7 protein-coding genes are annotated in these 13,265 nt (G+C 67.0%); 1 reads left to right on the plus strand and 6 read right to left on the minus strand.

Annotated features, from left to right (window positions below; all coding sequences use genetic code 11):
* Positions 1-372: 372 nt before the first annotated feature.
* The 5 genes from cphA to bcaP all read right to left on the minus strand — a co-directional run bounded on the left by cphA (position 373) and on the right by bcaP (position 8,715).
* Positions 373-3,006, minus strand: a complete 2,634-nt coding sequence (cphA, locus tag AC3A6F_RS15195) for a cyanophycin synthetase (protein ID WP_487682103.1) — start codon at positions 3,004-3,006, stop codon at positions 373-375.
* Between the two features lie 91 nt (positions 3,007-3,097).
* Positions 3,098-4,561, minus strand: a complete 1,464-nt coding sequence (locus AC3A6F_RS15200; protein WP_487682104.1) for an iron-containing redox enzyme family protein — start codon at positions 4,559-4,561, stop codon at positions 3,098-3,100.
* A gap of 137 nt (positions 4,562-4,698) precedes the next feature.
* The gene (locus AC3A6F_RS15205; RefSeq protein WP_487682106.1) at positions 4,699-6,474 is read right to left on the minus strand and encodes a thiamine pyrophosphate-requiring protein; all 1,776 of its coding nucleotides are present in this window, start codon (positions 6,472-6,474) and stop codon (positions 4,699-4,701) included.
* A gap of 106 nt (positions 6,475-6,580) precedes the next feature.
* Positions 6,581-7,198: an isochorismatase family protein gene (locus tag AC3A6F_RS15210; protein WP_487682108.1), complete on the minus strand. Its 618-nt coding sequence runs from the start codon at positions 7,196-7,198 to the stop codon at positions 6,581-6,583.
* Positions 7,199-7,314: 116 nt separating this feature from the next.
* On the minus strand, positions 7,315-8,715 hold the full coding sequence (bcaP, locus tag AC3A6F_RS15215) for a branched-chain amino acid transporter BcaP (protein WP_487682110.1): 1,401 nt from the start codon (positions 8,713-8,715) through the stop codon (positions 7,315-7,317).
* Positions 8,716-9,089: 374 nt separating this feature from the next.
* Between bcaP and AC3A6F_RS15220 the strand changes: the two genes are divergently transcribed.
* Complete coding sequence (locus AC3A6F_RS15220; RefSeq protein WP_487682112.1) at positions 9,090-11,105, plus strand: GGDEF domain-containing protein; 2,016 nt, start codon at positions 9,090-9,092, stop codon at positions 11,103-11,105.
* A gap of 40 nt (positions 11,106-11,145) precedes the next feature.
* On the opposite strand, the gene AC3A6F_RS15225 is transcribed toward AC3A6F_RS15220, so the two are convergent.
* On the minus strand, positions 11,146-13,140 hold the full coding sequence (locus tag AC3A6F_RS15225; RefSeq protein ID WP_487682114.1) for an MHYT domain-containing protein: 1,995 nt from the start codon (positions 13,138-13,140) through the stop codon (positions 11,146-11,148).
* Positions 13,141-13,265: the final 125 nt, after the last annotated feature.

The following is a 13,265-nucleotide window of genomic DNA, read 5'->3' on the forward strand; positions in this document are numbered from 1 at the left end:
GGTGGAAAAAATTCTCAGCTGTGCCTGATTAACCCTGTCCACCATTCCGGTGCATCTCACTCTGACCCTAATTATTTCTGAGCCGTGGATTTTGCCGTGGGTTATCGCCTGATGGGAAAACTTTTGGGCGAGTAAGCGTATTCCGAGCCAATTGCCGTTCTGGCGCGAGAAATGAACGCTGGGGAAGGAAAATTAATGAGGGTCAGAGTCGAATTGTTTGACAACTTTTACGGCTGAGCCGTTAATTCGACTCTGACCCTAATTGTCCGCCAAGCTATTGGCCAATAATTCGACTCTGACCCTCATTAATTAAAGGGCGAATTTGGGAAATTGCCCAATAATTTTACTCTGACCCTCATTGAGGGGGTGGAGTTAGGTGGTTTGGGCGGCGATCAGGTCGGCGCTTTCGGGGTCGGTGAGGCGGATGGCGTCGACGAAGACCTGGAGCGAGGAGCCGCAGGCGAAGACCAGGACGTCGCCCGGCTCGCACAGGCTCAGGCCCAGGCGGATCGCGTTGCCGACTTCCAGTTCGCGGTGCAGGGTGTCGCTCAGGCCCACTGCTTCTTCGGCGCCACTCAGGATCAGGTCGACCGCCTCGCCGACGGCGCGGCCGCGGCTTTGGGATTCGTAGACCACCAATTCGTCGAAGCGGGCGCCGCAAACTTTGCCTACCTCGCGCAGGTCGCCGTCGCGGCGGTCGCCGGGGGCGGTCACGATGCCGACCAGCTGGCCCGGGAGCATGCCGCGCGCCATGTCGGCCATGGCGGCGTAGGCGGCCGGATTGTGGGCGTAGTCGACGATCACCGTCACGCCGCGCACGTCGAACATATTCGTGCGCAGCGGGTTCGTGCGGCCGTTCGACACGAAGGTGGACAAGCCGGCGGCGATCTGCAGGTGGCTGAAGTCGGATGCCATCAGCGCGGCCGCGGCGGCCAGCGCGTTGGCGATGTTGAAGCGGGCCAGCCCGCCGAAGGCCACCGGCATGCTTTCGACCTTGATCACCGCCTGTTGGATATGGCCGTCGGCGATCACCACGGCGCCATCCTGCAGGTAGGCGCCGCGGCCGCCGTCCTCAAGATGCTTGAGCAGCACCGGGTTTTCGGCGTCCATCGAGAAGAACAGGATCTCGGCGCCCGGCTTGACGCGGCGCGCCATCTGCACGCACAGCGCGTCCTCGGCGTTGAGCACCACCGCCTTCGAGGCCGATTGCGCCACCACCGCCTTCACCTGCGCCAGGTCTTCGACAGTGTCGACGCCGTCCAGGCCCAGGTGGTCGGCTGCGATGTTCAGCACCACCGCCACGTCGCAGCGGTCGTACGCCAGGCCCCGCTTGAGGATGCCGCCGCGCGCCGTTTCCAGCACCGCGATCTCCACTTCCGGCGCGTGCAGCACCGTGCGCGCCGACCAGTAGCCGGTGCAGTCGCCTTTCACCACCTGCTTGCCGTCGATGAAGACACCCTCGGTGGTGGTCACGCCGGTCACCCGGCCGGCCATGCGCGCCGCGTGCGCGACCAGCAAGGTGGTGGTGGTCTTGCCGTTGGTGCCGGTCAGCGCGATCACGGGGATGCGGCCATCGGAGGCGCCCATCAGCCCGTCGACGATCGCCTCGCCGGCATCGCGCGCCTCGCCTGCGCTTGGATATTGGTGCATGCGGATGCCGGGCGCCGCATTGACTTCGATGACGGCGCCGCGCTGCGCCGCAAGCGGCTGGCCGATGTCCTCGCACACGATGTCGATGCCGGCCACGTCCAGGCCGATCTTGGCTGCGGCGCGCACGCACAACAGGCGCGTCGAATCCGGCAGCAGGTCGGTCACGTCTTCGGCGGTGCCGCCGGTCGACAGGTTGGCGTTGCCGCGCAACTCGGCCACCACACCGCTTGGGGGCACGCTGTCGAACTCGAAGCCCTGGCGCGACAGCATGTCGGCTGCATGGTCGTCGAGGGCGATCCGGGTCAGGATCGTCGCATGGCCGGCGCCGCGCGCCGGATCGGCGTTCTCGATCCCGACCAGCTCGCGGATGGTCTTGACGCCGTCGCCCACCACGTGCGCCGGACGGCGGCGCGAGGCTGCGGCCACGCGCCCGCCGGCGACCAGCACGCGGTAATCGCAGCCCGACACATGGCGTTCGACGATAACGCGGCGCCCGTACTGGCGCGCGAACTCGAAAGCGCGTGCGACGTCGTCAGGTGTGGTGCAATCGACCGTCACACCCTTGCCCTGGTTGCCGTCCAGCGGTTTCAATGTCACCGGCCCGTTCAGGCGGCGCGCCACGCGCTGGGCCGATTCCACGGTGGTGACCACGTCGCCCTCCGGCACCGGCACGCCGGCTTCCTTGAGCAAGGCCTTGGTCAGCTGCTTGTCGCTGGCGATCTTCACCGCGATGAAGCTGGTGTCGCCGGTGGTCGTGGCCTGCAGCCGCTTTTGCCTGACGCCCCAGCCGAGCAGGAACAGATTGGCGTCGTCGGTGATGCGCTGCACCGGGATGCCGCGCTCCTGGGCCGCCGTGATCACCGCGGCGGTACTGGTGCCGATCGCGTAGCGCGCGGCGATCTCGCGCAGTTCTTCAAGGCGCGCAGCCAGTTCGAAGCCCTCGCCGCGAGCCAGCGCGCCGACCAGGTCGAGCGCCAGGTCGAAGGCCGGCTCGGCCAGCTTTTCGCAACTGTAGGCGCACACGATGCGGAATTGGCCGGGATGGCCGTTCACCGGCCGCGTACGCCCGAAGGTCGCTGGCGCGCCGGCCAACGTTTGCAGTTCCAGCATCACGTGTTCGATCACGCGGCCAAGATAGGTGCCTTCGCCCAGGCGCTGGGCAAAGCCGCCGGGCCGGCCGGCGGGCAGGCGCTCGCCGTGCAGCGACGGCAGCACCTCGAGCAACGCATGGTTAAAGCCGGGCAGGTCCTTGGTGGACTTGCCATATAAATCCTTCAGGTCGACCACCGACAGCAGGCATGGCGAGTCGGCGTGGACGTTCGGTCCGCGCAGGAAGCGTTGTTCGAGGATTTGCACGTGTGTTTCCCTTGTAATAATTGTTTTTTTAAGCCACGACCGGCGCACGCTCTCTATCGCGCACCGGCCGCTTGTCGCAAGTGCAGGCGGTTCAGGCGTCGAACAGTTGCGTGTACATGCGGGTGGCCATCAGGCCCACCGCCGTATGGTGAATCTCGGGCGACAGCAGGCGGCCCAGCATTTGCATCGCCTCCTGCTTGCCGTTCGCCGCCGCCACCTGCTGTTCCAGCAGGCGCAGTTCGTTATGGGCGTCGGCATCGTCCAGATTGGCGTGGCGGCGGATCAGGCCGCGCACCGGATGCGCCATGCCGCGTTCCGCACCCTGCCCCAGTTGGTCGAGGGTGCGCTGGCGCGCGCGCGCCGTGAGCACGCGCTGCGCGCTGGCCGGCTTGCCGTCGGCGGTGGAAGTGATCCAGTCGCGCAGCACCTGCAATTCATAGGCGTTGAACACACCGAACATCTCGGCCCGCTCGCCTTCGACCAGGCGCCAGAAGCGGCTATGCTCGACGTCTTCGCCGCGCTTGATCCAGCCTGCCCCTTCGAGCGCGGCCAGGAAGGCCGGGATCTGCTCCGGATCCGTCAACCAGTCGTTGACCGAACGGCCGGCGACACGGCAGTAATCCGAGTGCATGTTCTTGCCCACGCCGCTCTTGGCGGCCAGGATGTCGACGAGTTCGGACTGCAGGTCGAATTCGCCGATCACCGAGGTCGTGCTGGCGCCCAGTTCGTTCAGGCGGTAGCCGTCGACCACGCGCTGCCAGAAGGCTTCGCGGTCGCCGACCTTCGGCATCAGGTCGTGCAGCGCCTGCACCGCCTTGCGCGCATGGCCGCTGGCGGCGTTATCGACCGTCACGTGCAGTGTGAAGTAATACGGGTCGATGCCCAGTTCGTTCAACTCATAGGACGTGATCAGCAGGTGCAGCGGCAGCTGTTCGTAGCCCAGGTTGTAGCCGATGACTTCGGGCAGGAAGTGCTCGGCGTGGTGGCCCAGCGCCAGCTGCAGCGCGCCTTGCAGGAAGTGGTCGTCGCCCAGGTCTTCCCAGCTTTCGCAGCCGTGGGTGGCCAGCAGCTTGCGGTACAGGGTGACGTGGTTCTTGTCGGGCAGGCCGTCGCCCAGCTCTTCGAGATAGGTCTTGATGAGCGGATGGAAGGCGACGTCGTCCCACTGGCGCGTCAGGCCGTATAGCCACGCGCCGTCGACCAGCTTGGTCGGGGCCACGCCCTTGATGAAGTACAGCGCATGCGCGCGGCACGAGAAATAGCGGCGCGGCGCGCCGTTCTTGCGCGCGGCGAGATAGTCGCGGTACTGCTGGCCGACGATCTCGGTGCGCTCTTCGATCCAGGCCTGCAGCTGGTCCAGGCGCGCCGGCAGGTCGGACGGCAGTTCGCGTGCGACCGCGATCTGCCCGGCCACGAAGTCCCTGGCATGTTCGGGTATCGCTGACGGATCGGCGTACAGCGAAAAATACAGATTCTTCGCGCCTTCTGCGGTGGCAAGGGGCGCGGCCTCGACGCGCGGCGCGTCGGCTAACAACATTGGGGTCATGTCTCGCATCGTGAAGTGTCCTATGGACGATTACCGACATTATCCAAGCTGGGCCTTGTTGCGCAAATCGGTTGGCGCGCTGCGAGTGTGTAAGAGAGGGATTACAAAATAATATCTCGCAGCGCAGCATTCGCTTGCCAATTTGCCTACGCCGACGCTCCACTACCTTGCTGGCGCATGCCACGCTCGACGTCCGCCGCTTCCGGGTCGCCCTTCTGTTGCGCCTCGCGATACTTCTCGGCCTGGGCATCGACGATATGCGGCGGGAACGGCGGGATGTTCGCATCGGCCACCACTTCCAGCACGAAGGGCCGGCCTGCCGCCAGCGCACGGTCCCAGGCCGGCCCCAACTCCTCGGGATCGTCGACCCGCTCGCCTTCCAGGCCGAGCATGCGGGCATAGTCTGCATACGAGAAATCGGGCAGTTCCTGCGATGGCGCATATTTCGGCTCGCCCCCCATCCCGCGCTGTTCCCAGGTCACGAAATTGAGGTCGCGGTTGTTCAGCACCAGCACCACCAGTGTGGGATTGGCCCAGTCGCGCCAGTGGCGCGTGATCGTGATCAGGCCGTTCATGCCGTTCATCTGCATCGCGCCGTCGCCTGCCAGCGCGATCACCGGCCGTCCCGGATGCGCCATCTTGGCCGCCATCGCATACGGCACCGCCGAGCCCATGGTCGCGAGGCCACCCGACAGCGAGCCCATCATGCCGCGTCGCAGGCGCAGGTGCAGCGCATACCAGGCCGAGACCGAGCCCGAGTCGCCGGCCAGGATCACATCATCCGGCAGGCGTGGCGACAGCTCGCTGAAGGCGCGTTGCGGATTGATTGGATTACCCGGCAGGCGCGCGCGCTCGTCCAGCACGCGCCAGCTCTCGGCCACGTTCGATTCGATGCGCGCCCGCCAGCTGCGCTCCGGCTTGCGCCGCAACAGCGGAATCAGGGCGCGCAAGGTCGCACGCGCGTCACCCGCCAGGTTCACGTCCATCGGATAACGCAGGCCGAGCATGGTGGCGTCGACATCGATCTGCACCGCCTTCACGGCGCCCTCCTGCGGCAGGAATTCGGCATACGGGAAGCTCGAACCGATCATCAGGAGCGTGTCGCACTCATTCATCATCGTGTCGCTGGCCTGGGTGCCGATCATGCCGATGGTGCCGGTGCAGAACGGCAGGTCGTCCGGCACCACGGCCTTGCCCAGCAGCGCCTTGGCGATGCCGGCGCCAAGCAGCTCGGCCACCTCGACCAGTTCGTCCAGCGCGCCGTGCGCCCCGGCGCCGGCCAGGATGGCCACCTTCTCGCCCGCATTGAGGATGTCGGCGGCCGCACGCAAGGCCTCGGGCGGCGGCACCGCCGCTTCGAGCGCGGCGCCCACGCCGGAAAACGTATTCCCGTGTTCACGCGGCGGATGCGGCACCGCTTCTTCTTCCTGCAAGTCGTTCGGGAGGATGATGCAGGTCACGCAGCGGCGCGCCCTGGCGATGCGCAGCGCGCGGTCGACCAGGTGGCGCACCTGGGATGCATCGGTCGCCATCTGCACGAACTCGCCCGCCACGTCCTTGAACAGCGTGACCAGGTCGACTTCCTGCTGGTAGTGGGCGCCGAGCGCGGAGCGCTGCTGCTGGCCGACGATGGCCACCACCGGCTGGTGATCGAGCTTGGCGTCGTACAGGCCGTTGAGCAGGTGGATGGCGCCGGGACCGGAGGTCGCCAGGCACACGCCTACCTCGCCCGTGAACTTGGCGTGGCCGCAGGCCATGAAGGCCGACATCTCTTCGTGGCGGCACTGGACGAATTCGATCGCGTCCTGGCGCCCGAAGGCGGCCAGGATGCCGTTGATGCCGTCGCCCGGATAGCCATAGACGCGGTGCACGCCCCATTGCCCGAGACGGTCGAGCAGAAAATCTCCAACGGTGCTGGTCATGCCGGTGTCCTTTCGCAGCTGGTCGAAAGGCGACTGTAGGCCGGTAATCGAAGGCGGACCGTGCGCCAGCGTCCCCACGCGCCGACGCGGCGCGCTCAGTGCGTATTCAGAGGCGCGCGCCAAGCTCCACGTCGGCCACCAGCCCATCGCCCGACAGCCGCACCGGCTCCGCGCCCGCGCGCAGCATGCGCGTCATGGCGCGGTCGCCATCGCCGGGAGTCACGTCCACCGCACGCGTGGCCTCGGCCACGATCAGCATCTCGATGTCTTCCCTGAGCCCGTCGAGCACCGTATTGAGCACACAATAGTCGGTGGCCAGGCCGCACACGGCCACCCGGCCGATGCCGCGCGCGCGCATGGCTTGCCCCAGCCCCGTGCCGTTGAAGGCGGAATACGCATCCACCTCGACGCTATCGGCCTTGGATACGACGATGACGTCGTCCTGCAGGTTCAGCTCGGACGCAAAGCCGGCGCCTTCGGTCCCGGCCACGCAATGCGGCGGCCATGGCCCGCCCTGGGCGGCGAAGGAGCAATGCAGTTCGGGATGCCAGTCGCGCGAGGCATAGATCGGCAGCGCGCGCGTCCGGTACAGGTCGATCAGGCGGTTGATCGGCGCGATCACCTGATCGCCGTGAGGGACGCCCAGCTTACCGCCGGGGAGGAAGTCGACCTGGAGGTCGACGATCAGGAGGGCGTCGCCCTGGCCGAGCACAATGGCGCTCATGAGACATCTCCGTTTCAAGGACGCACACGCTGCGTCAAAGATGGCAGATTAACATGAAGCGCCGGCGCCGGCCGAAGGCCACGCGGCAGACCCGAAGGGCCTGCCGCGAGAACAGCTTATTGTTGCGGGTTGTTCAGCAGCGAACGCTTGCGTGCGTAACCGAAGTACACGACGGCGCCGATCGCCAGCCAGATGGCGAATGCCAGCCAGGTATGCCAGCTCAGGAACGACATCAGCACCAGGCAGAACACGATCGCCAGGCCCGGAATGAACGGTACGCCAGGGCAGCGGAAGGCGCGTGGCAGGTCCGGACGCTTCTTGCGCAGCACGATCACGGCGATCGACACCAGGGTGAAGGCGGCCAGGGTGCCGATATTGACCAGCTCGGCCAGCACGGTCAGCGGCACCACGGCGGCGATCAGGCCGAAGATGATGCCCACCAGCCAGGTGGCGAAGAACGGGGTGCCGTATTTCGGATGCACCTTCGACAGCTTGGCCGGCAGCAGGCCGTCGCGCGACATGGCGAACAGGATGCGGGTCTGGCCATAGGCCATCACCAGGATCACGGTGCTCATGCCCAGGATTGCGGCCAGGTCGACGAAGCCGGCGACCCAGTTCTCGCCCGCCACCTGCAGCGCCAGCGAGACCGGGTGGTCGACGCCCTTGAAGTCCAGGTGCGGCACGATGCCGGTCATGATCGCGGCGACCACGACGTACAGGATGGTGCAGACCACCAGCGAACCGATGATGCCGATCGGCAGGTCACGCTTCGGATTCTTGACTTCCTCGGCAGCCGAAGTGACGGCGTCGAAGCCGATGAAGGCGAAGAACACCAGCGCGGCGGCGCTCATCACGCCACCCATGCCGTACGGCATGAACGGTTCCCAGTTCTCCGGACGGACGTGACCGACGCCGACGGCGATGAACAGCAGCACGACGCCGGTCTTGATGATGACCATGACGTTGTTGATGCGCGCCGATTCGCGCATGCCCAGCGACAGCATCGCGGTCAGCGCGATCATGATCAGGAAGGCCGGCAGGTTGAACAGGGTCTCGACGCCAGGACGGGCGCCCGGGGCTGCGGTCAGCGCGTCCGGCAGCACCAGGCCGAAGCCCGACATCAGCGACTGGAAATAGCCGGACCAGCCGACCGCAACGGTCGAGGTGGCCAGGCCGTACTCGAGCAGCAAGTCCCAGCCGATCATCCAGGCGACGAATTCGCCCAGGGTGGCGTAGCTATAGGTATAGATCGAACCGGCAACCGGCACGGTCGAGGCGAACTCGGCGTAGCACAGGGCGGCGAAGCAGCAGGCCATGGCGGCCACGATGAAGGAGAGGGTCAGCGCAGGGCCGGCAGTGACGGCGCCCGTGCCGGTGAGCACGAAAATACCGGTGCCGACGATGGCGCCAATACCGAGCAGGATCAGGTCGGTCGGGCCGAGCACCTTTTTGAGTCCGCCCGGCTTGGCGCTGGCGGCCAGCATGGCATCCAGATTCTTGGTTCTAAAAATACTCACTACGTGTTCTCCAATCAAATATGTATATGGTCCCGCGTCTTGTCATTGCGCCGTGCCCACAGGTCGTGCGGGCACGCTCTCGAGATCCTGCCTGTTGGGCCGGCATGCCTGACATGAAACCGTTCTTGCTACACCTGCAAACCGTCAAGTTTTTGCAGACGTGCAAATATAACCAGAATGCTGTTGCGAATCAAAGCAATCTAACAAATCTTCTGCAATTTACGTGCCGGTAGGCAATTTCTGCTATTTGAAGGCGGCCGTTGCGTAAACATCGCAGCCAGGGCGGCTGCGCTTGATTTCCTTAAATCAACATTCGATAATGGGCCGGGCCATCCCGCCCCACCCTCGCCTCTCCGCCCATCGATCCCGCCACCATGACTGTTCCCAATGGACGCCCGACCAGATACACGTCTCTGCTCGCGATCGGCGCGCTGCTGGCCGCACTTGCCGGTCCGGCGCCGGCGGCCATGCAGCCGCAGGCACGGCTGGACGAGATCGCAGCGCTGGCCGAGCATAATAATGCGCAGGCGCGCACCATCCTGGTGCAGGAGGGGCCGAAGCTGATCGCCGGCGCGGCCTATCCGGTGCGCATCCACTACCTGCGCCTGTTGCGACGGACACAGGCCGATGCCGGCGACTTCCGCGAAGCCTTTGAGACGAACGAGCTTATCATTGGCCTGGCCGAGGCCGAACGCGATCCGCTCAATCTCGCGCTGGCCAGCCTGGCGCGGGTGCTGCGCCTGATCGAGAACAACGATCCGGCCAAGGCCCTCGGCCAGCTCGCTACCCTCGGCGCCCGCTACCGCAAGCTGGACAGTCCCGAATTCACCGCCACCGCCGAAGCGCTGCACGGCATGGCCTACAGCGCGGTGGGCCAATACGATCGCGCGCTGCACCATTTCCTGCGCGCGCTGGACATGGTGAAGCGGCATCCCGGCCTGTGGGGCCCGCGCGAAGCCGACATCCGGCTGGCGATGGCGCGCATGTACGTCAATTCGCGCGATCCTGCCCGCGCACTCGAGACGCTGCGGGAGATCCGCACCGGCCCGGCACGGCTGCCACCGCGCACCGTGGCGGCGGCCCACTTCTTCGAGGGCCGGGCGCTGGTGGCGCAGGACGAGCTGGAGGCCGCCCAGCAAGCCTTCGGGCGCGCGCTGGAACTGGCCCATGCCCACCAGTTGATCGCGCTCGAAGCCAATGTGCTGGGCAATATCGCCAACGCCTACCTGAAGGCGGGACGCTACCAGGAGGCCGAGGAAGCGGCGCGCGCCGCCCTGGCGCCGGCCGAGCGCAGCGAAGACCGGATCAGCCTGCAAATGGCGAAGGCCAACCTGGGTTTCGCCCTGTTCGGCCAGGGCCGCCAGCGCGAAGGCATGCAGCACGTGGACGCGGTGATCGCCGCGATGCGCAAGGCCGGCGCCATGTCGACCGTCGGCCGCTTGCTGGCCGAGAAGAGCCTCGCGCTGGAAAGCGCCGGACGCTTCCGCGAAGCGCTGGCCACCACGCGCGAACGCGAAACCGTGACCCAGGACCTGGCGGTCGATGAACGCAACAAGGCGATCTCGGCGCTGCAGGAACAGTTCAAGGCACGCGAGCGCGCCGCCCAGATCGATGCCCTGCGCCAGGAGAACGCCGTCAAGGACACCGAATTGCGCCACCGCAGCCTGATCCAGACCGCCGCCTCGCTGGGCGCGTCGGTGGCGCTGTTCCTGTGCGCCGGCGTGCTGTGGATGTACCGCAAGTCGGTGCTGACCGGTCGCCGCCTGGCCGAACTGAACGACGAGCTGGCCTACCGCTCGGCCCACGACCCGCTCACCGGTCTCTTCAACCGGCGCTCCTTCCTCGACCGCATGCGCAGCCGCACCGGGCAAGCCCCGCCGCGCCTGGGTTCGGCCGACTGCTTCACCCTGCTCGACATCGACCACTTCAAGCGCATCAACGACGAATATGGCCACGCGGCGGGCGACACGGTGCTGGTCGAGGTCGGCAAGCGCCTGCGCGCGGCGATGCGCGAATCGGACATGGTGCTGCGCTGGGGCGGCGAGGAATTCCTCGTGTATTCACAGGGTGTGACACAGGAGCAGCGCCCGCTGCTGGTAGGCCGTATCCTCGATGCAATCGCCGCCACGCCGATCGTGCTGGACGACAGCACCGCGCTCACGGTCAGCGCCACCGCCGGCGCGGTATCGCTGCCGTTCGCGCCGGATGGCGATGAGACCAGGCCGGACGCCACGGTCCAACCCGACTGGGAACAGGCGATCGCGCTGGCCGACCGTGCGCTCTACAAGGGCAAGGAAGCGGGCCGCAACCGCGGCTATATCGTGGCTGGCCTGCGCCGCCCCGAAGGTGGGCTGGAGCTCGACCTGGTGCTGCCGGGCGTGGCCGGATGAAGACGGCGCATCGGCCCCATCGGCGGCCAGGCCCGCCGCGTTACAGCGAACGCAGCAGGTTGCGGCGGGCGACGATCGCCGCCACCGTCTGCAGCAGCGTCGCCGGAGCGACCGGCTTGGCCAGGTAGTCGTCGAATCCCGCTTCCAGCGCACGCTGCTGGTCTTCGCGCCGCGAGAACGCGGTCAGGGCGATGGCCGGCACGCCCGCCGTGGCGCGATCGGGCAGCGACCGTATGCGGCGGATCATCTCGAATCCATCGACCAGCGGCATGCCGATGTCGCTGATGACGAGGTCGGGCCGGCGCGCCTCGACCAGGCGCAGCGCCTCGCGCGCGCCGGTGGCGGTGAGGATCGTGGCGTCGCTGGCGGCCAGCACCTGCTGCACCAGTTCCAGCGAGTCGAGTTCGTCGTCGATCACCAGCACCGTCATGCCGGTCATCTCGGGCGGCGCCAACGGCAGGCCGGCGAGGGACTCCAGCCGCGCCGCCGGCACCGCGCCGGGCGCCGCCAGCGGCAGGTGCAGGGTAAAGATGGCGCCCTGCCCCTCGCCGCGGCTGGCCACGCTGATCGCGCCTCCCTGCAGCTCGACCAGCTGGCGCGCGATCGCCAGGCCCAGGCCCAGCCCGCCGTGGCGCCGCGCCGACGAGGAATCGGCCTGGCGGAAGCGGTCGAACACATAGGGCAGGAATTCGGGCGCGATGCCGGCGCCGGTATCGGCCACGTCGATCGCCACCGCGCGCTCGTCCGCTTCTCCATCCAGCCGCAGCGTAACGGTCACCACGCCGCCCGGCTCGGTGAACTTGATCGCGTTCGAGATCAGGTTCGACATCACCTGCTGCATGCGCGCCAGGTCGCCACTCACGGGACCGGCGCCGTGATCGATGCTGGCGTTCAGGCCGATGCTGCGCGCCAGCGCCGCCGGGCGCGCCGTCTCGAGCGCTGCGTTGACGAAGTCCTGCGGCTGGATCGGCGCCGTGTCGATCCGCACCTTGCCGGCCAGCAGGCGGCTCATGTCGAGCATGTCTTCGATCAGCTGCGATTGGGCGCGCGCATTGCGCTCGATGGTTTCCAGGCCGCGGCGCAGCATGGCGCCGTCACGATGGCCCTGCAGCAGCAACTGCGACCAGCCGAGCATGGCGTTGAGCGGCGTGCGCAGCTCGTGCGACAAGGTGGCGAGGAATTCGTCCTTCATCTGACTGACGTTCTCGGCCTCGACCCGGGCGCGCTGCTCGTCGAGATACAGTTGCTGGCGCTCGGCCGCCGCCTGCAGCGACTCGGCGATCGTGCGGTTGCGCGCCTCGAGGCGCGCATCGAAAATGGTGGCCAGCAGTGCGATGCTGAGCAGGGCCACCGTGGCCACCGTCACCAATGCCGCCAGGTGGTCCTGGTCGACGCCGCCGAGCGCGGCGCGGCACACGCTGCCGGCCTCGAAATGGGCGGCGGCCATGCCGGTATAGTGCATGCCGGCGATGGCGCCGCCCATGATGACGCTGGCCGCGAGTTGCACCGCGGGCCGCGCGCGGCCGCCCGTCTGGCCATCCCCGTTCAGGCGCAGGCCGAGCTGCAGCGCCAGCGCCGAAGCGCCGATCGCGATCGCGACCGACAGCGCGAACAGCCAGGGAGTGTAGGTGATGGCGGGGTCCATGCGCATGCCGGCCATGCCGGTGTAGTGCATGGCGTTGATGCCCAAGCCCATCAGGACGGCGCTCCAGGCCAGCTGGCGGCGCCGGAATGCGCGGTGCCGCACATGCCACAGCGCCAGGCCGGATGCAACCACGGGCAGCAGCCAGGAGGCGAAGGTGATCAGGGGATCGTAGCCGACCGGCATCTGCAGGCGGAAGGCCAGCATGCCGATGAAGTGCATGGCCCAGATGCCGCTACCCATGGCCAGGGCGCCGCCGGCGATCCAGAAGTATGGTGCGCGGCCCTGGGACTGGCGCACCCGCATGGCCAGGCTGAGCGCGGTGTACGAGGCCAGGATGGCCACCAGGATCGACACGAAGACCAGCAGGGGTTCGTAATACCCGTTCACCATCGGTGTTGTCCCGTTCTTATTGTGTACTTGCCGGCATGCGGCATGCCGGTCGGAGCCAGTGTACACGACCTGGCCGGCAATATCGGTTACGCTTGCACGCCTGCTCAACGCCAGCTTCAGGAGGA

Source organism: Massilia sp. Soil_C_3, assembly GCF_057657035.1.